Source organism: Bacteroidetes bacterium SB0662_bin_6, assembly GCA_009839485.1.
GTDB lineage: Bacteria > Bacteroidota > Rhodothermia > Rhodothermales > VXPQ01 > VXPQ01.
In genome coordinates, this window is the sequence record VXPQ01000024.1 from 1 (window position 1) to 17,499 (window position 17,499).

Here is a 17,499-nt window from a genome sequence, read left to right on the forward strand (position 1 = left end):
ATCACGGAGGAGGCATGCCCGGAGGCATGGGCGGCGGAATGGGCTTTTAGGCCAGGCCCCGTTCAACACGGAGTACACAAAAAAAGGCGGAACCTGCAAAAGCGGGCTCCGCCTTTTTTGTGCCGCTCAGCGGTCCGAAACGGAGCTATCGTTTGCCGCCGTTTCGATTTCGGCAATAAACCGGGCAGCCAGCTTTGAGGCACGCTTCTGCGAGGGCGCCTCTGCATAAATACGGACAATGGGTTCCGTATTGGATTTGCGCAGGTGCACCCATGCATCCTCGAAGTCGATCTTGAGACCGTCGATGGTGTTCGTGTCATACTCCCGGTAGCGCTCCGCCAGGGCGGCAAGCAAGCTTCCGGGATCATGTTCACCCACAGACACCTTGTTCTTGCTCAACACGTACTTCGGAAGACGCGCCTTCATGGCCGAAAGCGACTCGCTGCGATTCGCCATGTGCTGCAAAACGAGCGCAGCGCCCACGAGGGCATCTCTCCCGTAATGCAGATCGGGCAGAATGACGCCGCCATTGCCCTCGCCCCCCAGCACCGCACCCGCCTCCTGCATTTTCTTCACCACATGAATCTCCCCCACCGGCGAGCGAAACACCTGCTGGCCGAATGAGACAGCCACATCATCGATGGCGCGCGAGGAAGAAAGGTTGGTAACAAACGAGCCCGCCCGGATCCGCCACATGAAGTCAGCGGCAATCACCTGGGTCAACTCTTCGCCCATGTACGTTCCGCCATCAGCCACCAGGGCCAGACGGTCCGCGTCGGGATCTACTGCAAACCCTGCATCCGCATCCATTGCGGCCACGGTCTCTATCAACTCGGAAAGATGCTCCTGAAGCGGCTCGGCGGGGTGCGCAAAAAGGCCCGTAGGCTCGCAATGCAGGCAGTGAATACGCTCTTCCCGGACCCCCAGCCGCTTCAGCAGGGGCGGCAAGGCAATGCCGCCCACAGAATTGACGGCATCGATCACCACGGAAAAATCCTTGCGGGCAATGGTCTCGACATCTATGTATTCGAGGGCAAGAATGCGGTCGATATGATACGCAAGGAAATCTTCCTGTCTGTATCCACCCGGAGAATTCGGTGGAGCTACGTCCGCTTTCCCGCTTTCGGCAAGGTGCAGTACTTCCTTCCCCTCCTCCGGACTGAGAAATTCGCCCTTTTCATTCAATAGCTTCAGCGCATTCCATTCGGGCGGGTTGTGCGAGGCCGACAGGACGATTCCCCCCGAAGCGCTTAGGGCAGTCACGGCCATTTCGACCGTGGGTGTGGTGGCCAGCCCGGTATCGACCACATCGATACCCGCGCTTCGCAGCGTGGCGATTACGATGGAAGCGCATATTTCCCCGCTGACGCGGGCATCGCGCCCAACGACCACCACCGGATCCCGCCCCGCAGAAGCAGCCCGCCGAAGGCACCATGCGCCATAGGCGCCGGCATAGCGGGCAAGCACTTCGGGGTCCAGTCCGTTGCCGAAAATGCCGCGAATTCCTGAAACAGAGGCGATAAGTGTCGTCGACATACGTAAAATGTACAGAATACTCTGAACAGAACGGCGTTAGGGCCTGTTACCACTATGCAACTCACGCCGCGTCGCGGTCATCCCGACCGCCTCCGCGAGCCCTTCTTTCCGGCAACTGCTTTTGCATGATGAACCTTCCGCACATGCCTGTGGATCCGCCCCGCGCCGAAATGCGGTGGCGGCATCGATTCACCGTCCTGACCGGCCTCTCCACCATCCTGCTCATGGCGTGGGGCGCCTTCGTGACCAGTATCAATGCGGGCCTTGCCGTCCCGGACTGGCCTTCGTCATTCAATTCGTACGATCCCTTCAACCCCTGGCCGGAATGGTGGAAACTCACCCCCGTGTTGGCCGAGCACGGTCATCGTCTCCTCGGCATGTTGACGGGAGTGCTGACCGTGATCCTCGCCGTGTGGACCTGGATCGCCGAGCCGCGCAGGTGGCTGAAAAACCTTGCGATCATTGCTGTGGTGCTCGTGTCCTTGCAAGGTGTGCTCGGCGGACTGCGGGTCGTGTGGCTTTCTTTGGATCTTGCCGTGGTTCATGCCTGTATGGCGCAACTGTTCCTCGGTCTTATCGTTGCGATGGCCCTGTTTACGTCCAACGCCTGGCTGGAAAAACACACAAAGATTTCTGACGCTGGAAACCCGTCCGCCCCATGGCGGATATCGCTCGTAACCCTCGCCCTCCTGTATGTCCAGATTATCCTCGGCGCGCTGCTCCGTCATCCGGGCACAGGCATCGATCCGGTCCTTGTAGTCCTCCATATTTGCGGCGCCATTTTCGTGACCGTCGCGATCGCTTATCTGTTCAGATGCGTTTCCAAAAACTTTCGGGCCACGCGCGTGCTGTATCCCGCCGTGCGCTTCTTCGTAATTCTCGTGGGGGCGCAAATCCTCCTGGGCGTGACAGCCTATGTGGTCACGCTGGACGACGCCGGCATGCTCGAACCGAGTAACCTTCAGGTGGTGGTGAACACCTCTCATATGGTCATCGGGGCCCTCCTGATGGCCGCTTCCGTGCTGGCTGTCCTCGGTGCATACCGGCTAACAGGCCCTAAAGAGTTCACCTGAAACCCACACTCCCTAACGCGAAATCCGTTATATTTTAAGGATACCTATCCACTCGTCCCGACACGTACGCTCGTGCCGCAACGCCCTTCCGAAGAAATCCCTCGCAATGCGCTTGCGCCTGGCGCAAAAACCGGCGCGGCCCATGCGATGCACCCGGGCCGTTCCCGGTCGAGTACCCTTGGCTCCTATATCGAGCTGGCGAAACCTGAAATCACGCTGCTCGTCGCGCTGTCATCCGTCGGAGGGTTTTTCCTTGCGCCTGCAGAATTTATCGACTTCGGACGCCTTGCCCTTTTTCTTATCGGCGTCACGCTCACGAGTGCAGGCGCAGGCGCGCTGAATCACTGGATAGAAAGAGATTATGACGGCGCCATGCGCCGGACGATGAATCGTCCCCTCCCCTCGGGGCGAATCTCCCCATCGGCAGCACTGTATTTCGGGGCCATTCTGGCTGCGGCAGGGATCGGGCTGTTGTGCCCGCTCGTCAATCCGCTTACCGGCGTGCTGGCACTGGCAACGGTTTTGCTCTATCTGTTCGCATACACTCCTCTCAAGCGCCGTTCCCAATGGAACACCCTGGTGGGTACGCTTCCGGGCGCTTTGCCTGCGCTGGGCGGATGGACGGCGGCTACCGGATCGATCGGCTGGGGCGGCATCGCCGCGTTCTCCATCCTCGCTGCATGGCAAATGCCGCATTTTCTTGCGCTCGCCTGGATGTATCGCAAGGATTATGAACGGGGCGGATATGCCATGCTTCCTGTGGCGGATCCGTCGGGCCGTTCGACCACGCGGCAAACCCTTTTCTTCACCATCCTTCTTTTCGCGCTGAGCCTCTGGCCTGTTGCCCTGTCTCTCACCGGATGGGGCTATGCCATCGGCGCCGTTGTACTGGGCGCATGGTTTCTGCATGCTGCGCTCGCCTTCCACCGCAGCAGGGAAATCCAGGATGCCCGGCGTGTTCTGAACATATCCATACGGTACATCCCGGCACTCATTCTCGTCCTTCTTATTGATCGCATCCTGTTCGGCAATCTCTTTTAAGAATCGGCCGTCGGTACGTATCTGACCGGTTCCCGCCTCTGCAAGCATTTCCATGCCGGTTCATCCCGTCCATATCGACGATCTCACCCACCGCTACGGATCGCTTACCGCACTGGATAACATCTCCCTGACCGTACCGCAGGGAAGTTTCTATGGCCTCCTCGGCCCGAACGGCAGCGGAAAAACCACCCTGTTTCGCATCCTTGCAACACTTCTGAATCCATCGGAAGGTTCGGTGCGCATCTTCGGGGCCGACCCCGGAACACATCCTGCCCGCGTTCGGCAACATACCGGCATCGTTTTTCAGGGTGTGGCCCTTGATGACGAATTGACCGTACTGGAAAATCTGCGGACCCATGCGTCTCTGTATCGCCTGCAGCGCAGCGCATTTCAGGAGCGCCTCGCCAGACTACTGCCGCTTTTCGGGTTGGAGGAACGGCTCCACGAACGCACGGAACGCCTTTCCGGCGGCCTGAAACGCCGCGTCGACCTGGTACGGGGTCTCCTGCACGCACCGCCGCTCCTGTTGCTCGACGAACCGGCTACCGGACTGGATCCGGCAGCCCGGCAGGCGCTGCGGGAAGCTATCGACCGTCTCCGACGCCAGGAGGGAACCACCATTGTACTGGCCACGCATCTCATGGAGGAGGCCGACCGTTGCGACTACCTCGCAATTCTGGACCGGGGACGGGTAGTGGCTCAAGGCACTCCGGCCTCGCTTAAACAGGCCGTCGGGGAAGAAACGCTGTGGATCGAATGCGACGACCCGCAAGACCTTGCCGAATGCATAGTCAGGCAATTCGGTGTTTCGGCGCAGGTGATCGGTGTGCGCGTACAGCTCTCCGGGCCCAATGCCCATGATCTGCTGTCCCCCGTCTACGAAACCGCCGGCGCTGCCATCCGGTCAGTCACCATCCGGCGCCCCACGCTCGAAGATGTCTTCATGGTGCATACGGGGCACAGCCTTCACGAAAACGGGCTGCCGGCCGGAGAAACAGTGTCATGAAAATGCATGCCGTGCCTGCGCTCTGGCGCCGGGAAGTGGTCAAGTTCGTACGGGACGGGAACCGGGTCGCCGGGGCCATGCTGCAACCCGTCGTCGTCTGGTTGCTCCTCGGGTTCGGTTTCCGGGGCTCCTTCAGACCGCCGACTCCTTCCGGCATGGATATACCCTACCTGGAATTCCTGTTTCCGGGCATGATCGCGCTCGTGGCGCTCTTCACATCCATCTTCTCGACGATCTCCATTGTAGAAGAACGCCACAGCGGCTTCCTGCAGGCCGCACTGGCAGCGCCGGTGCGCAGATTGTCTCTCGTGCTGGGCGCTGCACTGGGAAGCACCACGCTCGCCGTGGGACAAGGTCTGTTGTTTTTTGCCGTGCTTCCCCTGACGGGCCATGTACCGACCCTCCTCGGTTTTGTCCTTATGGTGGGTATCATGGCGCTTGTCGCGTTCGGTTTCGCCGCAGTGGGCATCGTCGTTGCCTGGCAGAGCCGCACCACACGGGGCTTCCATGCCGTGATGAACCTCTGCATGATTCCTCTGTGGGTATTATCGGGCGCGTTCTTTCCCGCCGAAGGCGCCCCGGCCACCTTGCAATGGGCCATCCGGCTAAATCCGCTTTCACATGGAATCGCCGCACTGCGCACCGCAATGTACTGGCCGCAGGACCCGCCTATCGATGCTTCTTCGTTCGCCCTTTCCCTTGCCGTAACCGGTCTTTTTGCGGCGATCATGCTGATCCTTGCCGCTCGCACCAGCAGGAAATCCGTCAGGGAGTTCCGGTAAAAAATGGGATTCGGCCTGCAACATCACCGCTGAGAATTCCGTAGCCGCACTTCCCCGAGCAACCGGAATCACCCTTCCGACTTCGCCGAAGCGCTTCCTGAAGACTCCTTGCTTGCCTTGCCGCCTGCAGCGGCTTTTTCCCCGGATGAGGAAGATTCCCCGGCCGCGGCGTCGTTTTTTTCCGAACCCTTTGCGGCCGATTCCCTGCTTTCGCCGTTACCGTTGACTCCCCGCTTCTCGCTTCCGCCATTCCCCCGCACATAGTCGGTCAGGTAAAAGCCGCTTCCCTTGAAGATAAGCCCGGCGCTTCCGGTAATGATGCGTTCCACTTTCTGCCCGGTTTCCGGACATATCGTCAGCGCGTCTGCAGTAATGCGCTGATCGATTTCGAACGTCGAACCGTCTTCGCGCCGGTATACGTAGGTCGGCATATTTCGTCAGCAATCGGTCGGCAAGGAATGTGATCGCCGTCATACGGCGACAAAGCAGAAAGACGAAACCGGAAAGATGTTCCGGAAGATGTGCAAATCAGTATGTCGCGTTTTCCGTAACCCGTTGTCCGACAACACACTGTAATGATTTGCCTAACGCACCTCGAAAAGGCTGTCCGGGAGCATAAAGGTGGCCGGACCGAGTATGGAACCGTGCGCCTGATCGGCGACGCGCGGCCGGATCTCCGTGATTCTCCGGTTGTTGCGCGTCGGATACACCCGGTTCGTGAGCAGAATGACAAACAGACCCGTGTCGGGATCGACCCAGAATGATGTGCCGGTAAAACCGGTATGTCCGAAACTGTTGGGGCCGAAACCTGCACCAGCGGACGAATAGCCTTCCGGGCTCTTCGTATCCCATCCGAGCGCTCGCGTGCTGAGACCCGGCTCCTGTACGGTCGTGAACAGGCGGAGGGTTTCCGGCGAAATAAACGGCTTCCCGTCCACGCGCCCTTCGTCAAGCAGCATATGGGCGAATTTCACCAGGTCCTCGGCCGTGGAAAACAACCCGGCATGCCCCGAAACCCCTCCGAGAATCCAGGCGGTTTCATCATGCACTTCTCCCTGGACAAGCCGCCTTCGGAATGTGCGGTCCCGTTCGGTAGGCACTACGTCCGGATTGGGCGAGCCGGACGCCATGAATCCGGTATCGTGCATGCCAAGCGGCTCGAAAATATGCTCCTCGGCATATTCGTCGAAGGGTTGCCCGGTAATCCGCTCTATGACCAGCATGAGGGCGATCATGCTGAAATCGCTGTAGCGCATCTCCGTGCCCGGTTCATATTCCAGCGATTCCGCCAGCACGGAATCGAGGAGGGCCTCGCGCGCGACGGTACCCGTTTCGTAAAACCGCCGGTACGGAATAAGCCCGGAGGTGTGGGTAAGCAGGTGCCGGATCGTAACGTTTTCCTTGCCGGACTGCCGGAATCTGGGGAGATAATCCGCTACCGGCGTGTCGAGCTGTAGCTTGCCGGCGTCGTACAATTGCATCGCGGCGGTCGTCGTCGCGACCACCTTGGTGAGCGAAGCGAGGTCAAACGACGAGGTCGTGGCGACAGGCCGTTCCTCGTCGTAGGTGAAGTGACCGTATGCTTCCAGTTTGGCGACCACCCCGTTGCGCCCTATCGCAACAACAGCCCCCGGAAAAGCCGTGCTGTCGATGGCGTTCCGGATCAGTGTGTCGAGGCGACTGATGACCATGCCGTTCAGGCCGACTTCTGCAGGATATCCTGTTCGGATGGACTGCTGGAACAAATCCATGCCGTCTCCGAATGCATACAGGTCGGGTATACTGACGGGCAGACGGCCGGTAATATCGGCCTGCCCGGTAAGCGCATCGGCAGCAGCCGTCTGAGAAACCTCCGAAGCACTGTATGCAATCAGGTAGGAAGCGGGCTGCGCCATACCCCGTACGATGTATGGGTCGCCGAACGAAACGAGCGCTACCGGAGGCCCGTATTCCACAAGGCGCGCCAGAAAATCTTTTTGCGGGTCTTCGGGGGCGTTTTCCTCGTCCCCGGTTTCTGCAATCCGGGGGCGGGCGCGCAGAAACGCGGAGACCACGACAAACGGGTATGCATCGCTCTGCTCCAAAGCGGCCTCGTAGTCTTCCGGGGCGGACCTGCCGTCAAGACGCAATGTGTCTACCGTGATGCCGGGCCGGTGGCGAAGCAAATCGGCAAGAAAACGATTTCCCGTGGACGGGTTCGAACCGTCCGAAAGGATAACGCACAACGTGCGGGCCTCCTCGGAAAGAGGAAGTATGCCGCCCGTATTCCGCAGCAGCGTAAGCGACTTCCGGGCAATACCGAGGCTCAGTGCCCTATGCTCTTCCAGGTCTGTTTGCAAGGTGTCCTGATCCTGAGCAATGTTTCTGTCCGTATCCAGTCCCAACCAGGCTTTGGCGCGTAAAATCCGCATCACAGAGGCGTCTATGCGTTCTTCTGTGATCACGCCCTCTGCGACAGCTTGCATCACGGAATCGCGCGCTGCCCGGGGATCTTCCGAAAGCAGCAACATATCGGTACCTGCCAGCAGAGACCGAACGGCAATCTCCTCCGCCGTAAAATGCGCTGTGACGCCTGCCATATCCAGGGCGTCCGTAACGACGAGCCCATCGAAATCCAACTCGTCGCGCAGCAGGCCGGTAATAACCTGCGGCGAAAGACTGGCGGGGAGTGTCGAGTCCGGCTCGATCCGGGGAAGCGCAAGATGAGCGACCATGACGCTCATCACACTATCCTGCACCAGTTCCCGGAACGGAACGAGTTCCAGGGTATGCAGCCGGTCGGGACCAAAAAGCAGTACAGGCAACGCCAGGTGCGAATCGACGGAAGTGTCCCCATGACCGGGAAAGTGCTTTGCCGTGGCGAGCACGCCGGCGTCCTGAAGCCCGGATGCAAAGGCGGCCGCCATACTTGCGACCAGTTCCGGCTGCTCGCCGAATGACCGGGTGTTGATGACAGGATTGTCGGGGTTGTTGTTCACGTCGGCTACGGGAGCGAGGATGTGCCGGGCCCCGAGAGCCCGCGCCTCCCGGCCTGTGATGTACCCGGCCATGCGCGCCCATTCGACGTCTCGTGTGGCGCCCATCGCCATGGCCCGCGGAAAAACCGTCGCCTCGTCCACCCGCATCCCCGCGCCCCATTCCATGTCCTGGGCAATGAGCAGCGGGAGTTTCGCACGCCCTTGCAGGTCGTTTATAAGCGCGATCTGATCCGATGGATTTCCCTGAAAAAAGGTGACGCCGCCAAGTCCGAATCGCTCGACCAGATCCACGAGGTCCTGGTATGCGGCATCCTCCGGATCCATCATCCTGCCATAGGCGCGCACGGAAAACAGTTGAGAAACCTTTTCTTCCAGCGTCATGGACTGAAGTTGCTCTTCAGCCCATGCTTCCGTATCGGGCCAGAGGTCGTCTGCATCGGGAGGCCCGGAAAAAATGCCTGACAGGATCAGCACATACGCAGCGATCAGCGCACCGAGCGCCAGCACAATCCCAAGTAAAAAACGACGGTTGAACAAACGAGACATTACAGAGCCCTCATGCAGATTCTGATCCGTATGCGAAAGTATACGAGGACGGCGGCCGTATCGTACCGCATGGTTCGGTCAGGACATTATTTCGAACGGGAGCGCATACGGCGGGTTGTCCGCATCCTACCGGTGCCGGGGCGGCTCGGGAAGATATTCCTCGTCGTTTTCACTGGTGACGTAACTCACCATTCTCTCGGTGAGCAGTCCGGCCAGCACGACCACGGTAATTTCAAAAAAGATGCCGAAGACGAGCCGGCGAAGTCCACGCCTCAGGGTTTTCGGCAACAACGAAAAAGCGCCCGCCACACCAAGAAAGCCCAAAAAGAAAGGCCATGGACTGTAACCGGTTTGCTGGGATTCGTTCGGGGGAGCAGGCATCCGGACAACGGTGAGAGAATGAAGGAAAAGCCGAAAAACGACTTGTCTATAATAATTGCTCGTTCAGCGATACGTGTGCAAACTTAATGCGAAGACCCCGATTCTGCAAGATGACGCACCAGAGCAAACGGGCCCGTAATAGAGCAGGCTATATCCGAACCGCTCAAAAGTGATAGTGCAGGGCGAAGGCGGTAAACGAGTGCCTTACCTCTCTTCCCCGCTCCACACATTCCCCTCCCCATCGAAGCCGAACGTATGGACCGCATAGCCGGCGAACACGCCCAGGCCCTGCTCGATATTCGAATGCAAGGGAGTAGGCGGGGTTTGGAGCAACGCCGTTTCAATGGCTATCCCATCAAGCGAACTCCCCTGCAAAAGCGCCGTATGGTGATATGTGAAATAATCGGCGCTCAGGACCGAAAACTCCAGTTCGTATCGGGATTCCACTGTGTCGAAAGACCGTGCGGTAAAGGTAATTTCGAATTCTTTTGTCTTGCCTTCGAACAGTTCGTCCGCGAAAAGAGCACCATAAAAATCGTATTCCCCGTCTAACTCCGGCTCGTCAAAAAAATAGGCGTAATCGTCGCCCCGGAACGAGGTATCGTTACTACCGAAGCTAATTTCCCGAAACTCGGCTGGATTACCAGGCTCGTCCTCGACAGGGCGGTATCCAGTGAAGCGTTCTTCTCCAATGGGAGACCACTGGAACAGTTCGATCTTGTAATAATTCGGCCCCGGAGGATCCGTTATGCGAAAACGGGCCCTGTACCTTCCGGACGAATAAATCTCCTCGCGATTACCAAAGCTGTCTATGTATACTTCCACAAGTGTTTTCGATGTATCGAGACGCCCCAGTTCCACGATACTTGCCGTCGCAGCAGGAACGGAAGAAACCGCCTGCACGGCGGGCAGTCCCGGAGTTTCCGCCCGGAGCGTATACGCCACGCCGGGAACCGGACGGCTGCCGGAAATTGATTGATAGATTCCGCCGCCGGCGTGCGCAAGCGTTTCCGAAAAACTCCCGGTTGCATCCGCCACGCTTACCGTCGCATGGGGGACGAACAGTCCCCGGACATCCTCGAGCCCCGTAATGTCCGCACTCCGGTCCAAGCGGACCGCCCATACGCTGTCGGGAGAAAAAAAGCCATGCACCACGAGCTGCGGAGTATGTTCGGGAACCGCAACGTCCACCACCGTCTCGCAGGCGCTCAATGCGCCCGCCGCAAGAAAAACAACGAACAGCGATCGTACGGACATATTCAGAAAGAGATGCGGTATGCGAAAGCAGGAAGCACCGGAAACAGACTCAACTGCCTGAAGGAAAATATCGGCACATCCAACTTGTTTGTGTGCTGTTTGGGATACACCACGAAGGGATTCCTCCGGTTGTAAGCATTATAGGCGCCGAATGTGAGGGTGCGTGTCCCCCATGAACGTTCCTTACGGAAATGCACGGCGAGATCGAGCCGGTGGTACGATCCAACGCGGGACGCATTGCGCGGTCCGTAATCGACCAATACCCGGTCTTCCCCCTGCCGATAGTCATAGTCGTCATCCAGCGTAACCACATGACGGCCCACGGGTAGCCACGCAGGATACCCGCTGCCGTATACCCAGGCCGCCGAGATTTCCTTGTTTGCGGTCAGGCGATACTGCGCCACGAGCGATACGTCGTGCCGCCGGTCGTACCGGTACGGGAAGATTTCCCCGTTATTCAGGTTTCTGAAGTCCCGTACGGCTTTCGCCCATGAATACCCGATCCATCCGTTCAGGCGACCCGTTTTCTTCTGCAGAAATACCTCAAGACCGTACGCAGCGCCGCGGCCCGTTTCGATCAGATCGGGCCAGTTCCTGAACACCGAATCGAAGGTTTGCGTCCCGGCCTTGTATTCAATGAGGTCGGTCATCCATTTGTAATAGCCTTCGAGGGACGCTTCGTAACGCCCCGCCTTCATGCTTCGCACGGCGCCGGCCGCCACCTGATGACTCTTTTGCGGAGGCATGCGATCCATCGCCGAAATCCAGAAATCCGTAAAGGGATTCCCTGTACTGGCCGTCAGGAAATGCACCGGCTGCTGCATCCGCACATACGACAACTTGACCGAGTTCTGCCTCCCAAGGCGACGACTCATGCTCAGGCGCGGCTCGATCGAAGGATACCCCTTGTCATCCACGAAATAATGTGCAAGACGAAGCCCTGCATTCACTCTGAGACCGGAAAACAACGTCATGTCGTCTTCGGCATATAGCGCCACTTCTCCGGAACGCACCACTCCGATGGGCGAGGTAACGGTGGTATCCGTGTCTGTCTCTCCCGAATACACCGACCAGAACCAGAGCCTGCCCGGACTGAAACGGTGCGAAATCCCTTCCACGCCGAAACGCAGGTAATGATTGGGCGAAGGGCGGTGCTCCACATCTATTTTCGCCGTAAAATCAAGGATGTCGGATACGTAAGCAACCCTTGATTCATCTTTATACGACTCTGGCACGAACGTGTCCTCTTCGTGTACGCCGATGGCGAAACTGTAATTCGTCACGCCTATCAGCACGTTGGAAAATGTGCGGCTGCCAAGCAACCGGTTCCACCTGACCGCACCGAGACGGTTACGCCAGCCGAGGTCTCCCTTGGCTTTCCCGTCATCCCATTCGTCCTTTATATAGAACAGATCGCGTCCCGAATACCCGCTCAGGTAAATGCGGTCCTTTCTCGATGCGATATAGTTCGCCTTGAAATTGAGATCGTAAAAGAAGTAGCCCCCTGATGTTCTTCTTCCGGACAGAAAAGGACGCGCCAGGAGATCCGCGAGCGTACGCCGGCCGGTAAAGAGAAAAGAAGCCTTGTCCTTTACGATCGGCCCTTCCAGCGTCACGCGCGACGCGATAATCCCGGTCCCCACATCTCCACTGTACTTTTTCAGATTGCCCTCCTTCATGGTGAGGTTCACAACGGACGAAAGGCGGCCTCCGTACCTTGCCGGGAAGCCCCCCTTGATCAACTCGACGTGCTTCATCGCATCCGCATTGAAAACGCTCAGAAAACCGAACAGGTGGGTGGGGTTGTACAGCGGAAGGCCATCCAGCAGAATGAGATTCTGGTCGGGGCCTCCACCCCGCACGTAAAATCCACTCCGGCCCTCGGACCCCGACTGCACCCCCGGCAACAGTTGCAGTGTCTTCTGTATATCCACCTCGCCGAGCAGAGCCGGCAGCGACTGTATCCGCTCCACCGCCACGTCGTGGCGTCCCATCTGCGGCTCGTCGATGGGGGAATCCGCTTGCGCAACCACTTCGATTTCCTCCAGATCTATGGCATAGGGTGCAAGCGCAACGTCGAGCGTCGTATCCGCCGGAAGCGACAGCGCGTACGTAGTGGTCTCGTAGCCGAGGTAGGAGAACGCGAGCACCAAAGAATCGAGCCGGACTGTCAGGCTGTAGAAACCGTATTGATTGGTGACCGAGCCAATACCCAGTTCCGGAACACTCACCGTGGCGCCCGGAAGCCGCTCCCCGCTCGAAGCGTCCTCTACATACCCATTGACGGTGCGGGGTACGGGCTGCGCCTGTCCGGTATCCTGCGCATGCGCCGAAGAAGCTAAAAGAGCCCCTGCCCCAAAAAGGCATACGGCGAGAAGGAAACCCATGCTGGACCTCCGCCCGGCCCACGAACCTGTTCTAAAAGAGAAAAGCAACACCCCTTCCTGTGCGAGAAACGATTAGTCAAGCTCGATTAAAACAGTAGCAATTTCTATGCCGAGCGCAGGGATGTATACGAAATAAAAAGAGAGGTATACCGTGCTGTACGGTGAACAATAAGGCCGGTTCCTGTAATTTTTTCCGTTATTCCAGGCGAAACCGGAACGTGACGATACCCGTCTGCGGTTCCTGCGGTGCGTTGGGCGGCAGCGGATTGAAGCGCCAGCGCTGCAAAATATCCATCGTGGCTTTCTCCAGATCAGCATCGCCCTTCAGCAGCAGAAAGCGCCGCACGATCCGGCCTTGGGGATCGACGGTAATGCGCACCCGGATCGTCGCATTCACCTGGGTCCGATACTCGGGAACCGGGGCATACATGGGATCACGGTTCAGCCCTTCTATTTCGAAGGGAGCGGTAGTCAATTCATCCAGCCCCTCTCCCGTTTCAGCGGGGCGCGTTTCATCGGCTTCGCTGGGTACTGTGCTGCCAAGCGGGCGAATGGGCGGCGGTTCGGGCTCCGGATCGGGTTCTTCCGTCGCTTCTTCGCTATTCTGCCGTTCGGGGGAAATCTCCTCGACCTCCGGCGTTGTCACCTGATCTTCCTCGACCACAGGTTGCAACTGGTCCGGCAGATCCACCTGTCTGGCTTCTTCCGGCGCCGGCGAAGGTTCTCTCGGGGTTTCCTGCGGTGCTTCCGGGGCCACGGTCTCCTCCGAAGTGCGGCTCTCCGCATACGGACCGAATTCCACCTCTATAAATCCCATTTGCCGGGAATCAGCCTGCGTTACCGTAAGAAAAGCAAAGCCGAGGAGCACGCCGGCATGCAACGCAATGCTGGCTCCCAAACCGATCCAGTCGTTCTTTTTCATGGGATTCGCTGTGTGCAAGCGCCGCTAAAAGCGACACCGAAACGTTTGCAAAGAAGCATACCTGAAACGAAAAAACGACATGATATGGAACACGACAGCAGGGTCCGGGATCCCTGGAGGCTCCTGATTGGCCCCGTCCATTTTCTGTGCAAAACAGTCGCGTACAAACACGAATTTAATCAGAGTATCCTTAACTTTGTGGATCCCCATGATATAACCATGTGCCCTAATCCGCCCGGCCCAAAAAAAACCATGAACACCCCCCGGCATCAGGCCGATCTGCCCCGTGTGCGCGAGCAGCTCCTGACATGGATTGCCCGGCAAGCCAGTGAGGAAGCCATGCAATGGCTAAGCACGCGTCATGCGGAAATTTCAGGGGGCGCTCCCGCTTCCAAGTGTTTTCTGGCGTTCAGCGGCACACCCCGCCGGATACCCAAGGAAACTCTTGTGCTCGACAAAGCGGACCTTGCGCAGGCCGACGCCCTGCGCCCGGGCTGGAATCCGGCCGCCTGGAGTGTCGACGAAGCCGCTCGCGCCCTCCTGATCCTGTCTTTTCCCGCAAGCGACGAAAACGCCTATGTCGGTATGGTCGAGCAGATATTCTCGACCGCTGATGTGCGCGAGTCGGCGGCGCTGTACCGGATGTTGCCGCTCTACCCCTTCCCGGAACGCTTCCGCGCACGCGCTGCGGAGGGTATTCGCAGCAATATGACCTCCGTACTCCAGGCCGTCGCCCATCATAACCCCTATCCCTCGGAGTATTTCGACGAGGGCGCATGGAACCAGATGGTGCTCAAGGCCCTCTTTACCGACAGTATCCTGTACAAGGTGATCGGGCTGGACGTGCGCATAAACCCGGCCCTCGCCCGTATGCTCGTGGATTACGCCCACGAGCGATGGGCCGCCGGACGCACCGTCTCCCCCGAACTGTGGCGCCCTGTAGGCCCCTTTGCAACCCAGGGGTACCTGCACGACCTCGAGCGGGTTATGGCAAGCGACAACGAGGCGGAACGAGAAGCCGCCGCGCTGGCGCTCGCGGATGCGAACGCTCCTGCCGCCACCGAGCTTCTTGCCGGATTTCCCGTCCTGAAACAACGCATCAAGGACGGCGAACTGAACTGGGAATCGTTCAGCCGGAACCGTATCCGGATCTCTGCATAGGCTTCACACCCGCAACGGACACTCCCCGGGCCCGTTTCGCTTTTACCGACTTCGTTTACACGTCCATTCCGTTATGCCGACACGCCCTTCGCTCTTCATCGATCCGCACATCCACATGATTTCCCGGACCACGGACGACTACGAAGCCATGCGGGCCGCCGGAGTCGTGGCCGTCATAGAACCCGCTTTCTGGCTGGGCCAACCGCGCACCACGGTTGGCGCCTTCAAGGATTATTTCTCCATGATCGTCGGCTGGGAACGATTCCGTGCAGGCCAATTCGGCATCCGGCACTACTGCACCATCGGACTCAATTCCAAAGAGGCCAATAACGAACCGCTTGCGGACGAAGTGATGGAACTGTTGCCGCTCTATGCCGCCAAGGAAGGAGTCGTTGCCATCGGAGAAATCGGATATGACGACATGACGCCCTCCGAAGACAAGTACTTTCGGCTGCAACTCGAACTGGCGAAAGAACTCGACATGCTCGTGATGATTCATACCCCGCATCGCAACAAAAAAGAAGGGACGAGTCGGAGCATGGACGCCTGTGACGATATCGGTCTTTCTCCCGAGCGGGTCATTGTGGATCACAACAACGAGGAAACGGTCCGGGAAGTCCTCGACCGCGGCTACTGGGCCGCATTCACCATCTACCCTTTCTCGAAAATGGGTAACGAGCGGATGGTCGAAATCGTCCGCGAATACGGCGCCGAGCGCATTTTCATCGACAGCTCAGCGGACTGGGGCGTCAGCGACCCGCTGGCCGTCCCCAAAACGGCCCGGCTCATGGCGGAGCAAGGCATCGAAGAAGACGTGATCCGTACGGTTACGTACGACAACGCCCTGAAAGCGTACGGACAAAGCGGACAATTTTCGGAAAAAGACTGGCTGGAGCCGGCGCCGATCGATCAGCGTGACCTGTACGGCGGCAACTCGGTGCTGCGAGGCGGGCAAGCGCCCGTCGTGAAGGAGAAAGGATTGATTATTGAGTAGTGTCAACAGGCCCTAGCGGGTCGTCCTGCGCCGCCGGGTCGTCCGCCTCCACATCGTCCTCGGTGCCGCTCGGAGGCGCAAAATCCGCGAGCTTATAACTTGTGCTGCGTCCTCCTCCCGGGTTGCGAAGAAGGATACCGCCTTCGACAAGCTCCCTGATATCCCGCAGCGCCGTGTCCTGGGAGCATTTCGCAAGCTTCGCCCATTTCGAGGTGGTGAGTTTGCCCTCGAACCCGTCGAGGAGACGGGTGAGCACATCGTGCTGGCGTTCATTGAGAGGAAACCTGGCAACACGTTCCCGAAATAGGGCCTTATCCAACACCGCGTCAAGGGTTGTTTCAGCGCCGTCAATGGCCCGTTTCAGGCAATTCAGAAACCAGTACATCCATACGGAAACGTCCATCGAGCCTTGCTGGGTCGCCTCCAGTATTTTGTAATAGTCTGTGCGCTCCTTCCGGATTTGCGACGACATGCTGTAGAAGCGTTGCGGGCTTTGTTCGGAACGGGCCAGCGCCATGTCGGCAATGGCCCGGGCGATCCGCCCGTTGCCGTCTTCAAAAGGATGGATGGTGACAAACCAGAGGTGGGCCAGTCCGGCCCTGAGCACCCCATCCATTTCGTCGGACTCGTTGAACCACTCGAGAAAACGTGTCATTTCCCGGTCGAGCCGCTCGGCAGGCGGCGCCTCGAAATGTACCCGTTCATGACCGACAGGGCCGGAAACCACCTGCATGGGGCCGGTACGATCATCACGCCAGGACCCCGTAGCAATCCGCCCCAAACCCCTGTCGCCGTCAGGGAACAACCAGGCGCGCCAGTCCCATAGCCGCTCGGCCGTCAGGGGCAAATGATAACAACTCGTGGCGTCGAGCATCACCCGAACGATCCCTTCCACGTTACGATCCACATGACCAGGACCCCCGATATCGATCCCAAGATGCCGGGCAAGAGAGGAGCGAACCTGCTCCGGGTCCAACGTCTCCCCTTCGATATCGCTTGTCTTAAGAACATCCTCGGTGAGCGTCCGGAGCACCGCTTCCCGTCGAAGATCGGAATCCAGCGCCATCATGCGGCCAATGAGACGCCCCTGCCGATACCGTACGGTAGCCAGCAGGTTGGCCAATGCTTCCTGATTCCAGTGAAAGCGAGGCCAATCGGGGCGCTCATGGAGATATATTCTACGCATAATATGCGGTGATTATACGTTGTGCGCTCCGCAAATGCAAATAATAACCGCAAAAATTGCGGAGATTATGTATCGCACTGTCGGGTATGCACGCAATGGACGCAATTTTTACGTAGAATAAAAATGCGGACACGTTCGTCCGCCCCCTTGCGCAGCGCTCGTAGCTTACCCCGGCGAAACATGAGGAGGCATCCCTCCGGGGTACTCTGATTAAGTCCGCAAGGCTCAGAGTATCCCTTGTTTCCTGAT

14 protein-coding genes and 1 pseudogene are annotated in these 17,499 nt (G+C 58.6%); 7 read left to right on the forward strand and 8 right to left on the reverse strand.

The genetic code is table 11. The features are described from left to right. Window positions 1–126: 126 nt before the first annotated feature. The gene (glmM, locus tag F4Y00_03715; protein MYE04062.1) at window positions 127–1,536 is read right to left on the reverse strand and encodes a phosphoglucosamine mutase; all 1,410 of its coding nucleotides are present in this window, start codon (window positions 1,534–1,536) and stop codon (window positions 127–129) included. Between the two features lie 125 nt (window positions 1,537–1,661). Between glmM and F4Y00_03720 the strand changes: the two genes are divergently transcribed. From F4Y00_03720 to F4Y00_03735, 4 genes are all read left to right on the forward strand, one after another. Next, on the forward strand, window positions 1,662–2,609 hold the full coding sequence (locus tag F4Y00_03720; GenBank protein MYE04063.1) for a cytochrome oxidase assembly protein: 948 nt from the start codon (window positions 1,662–1,664) through the stop codon (window positions 2,607–2,609). Window positions 2,610–2,756: 147 nt separating this feature from the next. Further along, window positions 2,757–3,650, forward strand: coding sequence for a protoheme IX farnesyltransferase (cyoE, locus tag F4Y00_03725; GenBank protein MYE04064.1), 894 nt, complete (start codon window positions 2,757–2,759; stop codon window positions 3,648–3,650). 52 nt (window positions 3,651–3,702) lie between these two features. After that, window positions 3,703–4,656: an ABC transporter ATP-binding protein gene (locus F4Y00_03730; protein MYE04065.1), complete on the forward strand. Its 954-nt coding sequence runs from the start codon at window positions 3,703–3,705 to the stop codon at window positions 4,654–4,656. Continuing rightward, window positions 4,653–5,438, forward strand: a complete 786-nt coding sequence (locus tag F4Y00_03735) for an ABC transporter permease subunit (protein MYE04066.1) — start codon at window positions 4,653–4,655, stop codon at window positions 5,436–5,438. Before F4Y00_03730 ends, F4Y00_03735 begins: the two co-directional genes overlap by 4 nt. Before the next feature lie 68 nt (window positions 5,439–5,506). Here the strand turns inward: F4Y00_03735 and F4Y00_03740 are convergent, their stop codons facing one another. The 6 genes from F4Y00_03740 to F4Y00_03765 all read right to left on the reverse strand — a co-directional run bounded on the left by F4Y00_03740 (window position 5,507) and on the right by F4Y00_03765 (window position 13,909). After that, complete coding sequence (locus tag F4Y00_03740; protein MYE04067.1) at window positions 5,507–5,869, reverse strand: FmdB family transcriptional regulator; 363 nt, start codon at window positions 5,867–5,869, stop codon at window positions 5,507–5,509. Window positions 5,870–6,022: 153 nt separating this feature from the next. After that, window positions 6,023–8,962, reverse strand: coding sequence for a serine hydrolase (locus tag F4Y00_03745; GenBank protein ID MYE04068.1), 2,940 nt, complete (start codon window positions 8,960–8,962; stop codon window positions 6,023–6,025). 126 nt (window positions 8,963–9,088) lie between these two features. Continuing rightward, a complete protein-coding gene (locus F4Y00_03750) occupies window positions 9,089–9,343 on the reverse strand; it encodes a hypothetical protein (GenBank protein ID MYE04069.1) in 255 nt (84 codons plus the stop codon). Between the two features lie 204 nt (window positions 9,344–9,547). Beyond that, complete coding sequence (locus tag F4Y00_03755; protein ID MYE04070.1) at window positions 9,548–10,600, reverse strand: DUF4249 domain-containing protein; 1,053 nt, start codon at window positions 10,598–10,600, stop codon at window positions 9,548–9,550. 2 nt (window positions 10,601–10,602) lie between these two features. Beyond that, window positions 10,603–12,987, reverse strand: a complete 2,385-nt coding sequence (locus F4Y00_03760) for a TonB-dependent receptor (GenBank protein ID MYE04071.1) — start codon at window positions 12,985–12,987, stop codon at window positions 10,603–10,605. A 196-nt stretch (window positions 12,988–13,183) separates the two neighbouring features. Then, a complete protein-coding gene (locus F4Y00_03765; GenBank protein ID MYE04072.1) occupies window positions 13,184–13,909 on the reverse strand; it encodes a TonB family protein in 726 nt (241 codons plus the stop codon). Between the two features lie 252 nt (window positions 13,910–14,161). On the opposite strand from F4Y00_03765, the pseudogene F4Y00_03770 reads away from it, so the two are divergent. The 3 genes and pseudogenes from F4Y00_03770 (at window position 14,162) to F4Y00_03780 (ending at window position 16,064) form a co-directional block, all read left to right on the forward strand. After that, window positions 14,162–14,905: pseudogene (locus tag F4Y00_03770) on the forward strand (hypothetical protein). Beyond that, window positions 14,859–14,999, forward strand: coding sequence for a hypothetical protein (locus F4Y00_03775; GenBank protein ID MYE04073.1), 141 nt, complete (start codon window positions 14,859–14,861; stop codon window positions 14,997–14,999). The pseudogene F4Y00_03770 and the gene F4Y00_03775 overlap by 47 nt, the downstream one beginning before the upstream one ends. A gap of 144 nt (window positions 15,000–15,143) precedes the next feature. After that, window positions 15,144–16,064 (forward strand): hydrolase TatD, encoded by a 921-nt coding sequence (locus tag F4Y00_03780; protein MYE04074.1) that lies wholly within the window; start codon window positions 15,144–15,146, stop codon window positions 16,062–16,064. Here the strand turns inward: F4Y00_03780 and F4Y00_03785 are convergent. After that, a complete protein-coding gene (locus F4Y00_03785; GenBank protein MYE04075.1) occupies window positions 16,054–17,250 on the reverse strand; it encodes a Fic family protein in 1,197 nt (398 codons plus the stop codon). The two genes, F4Y00_03780 and F4Y00_03785, sit on opposite strands and share 11 nt — an antisense overlap. Between the last annotated feature and the right edge of the window lie 249 nt (window positions 17,251–17,499).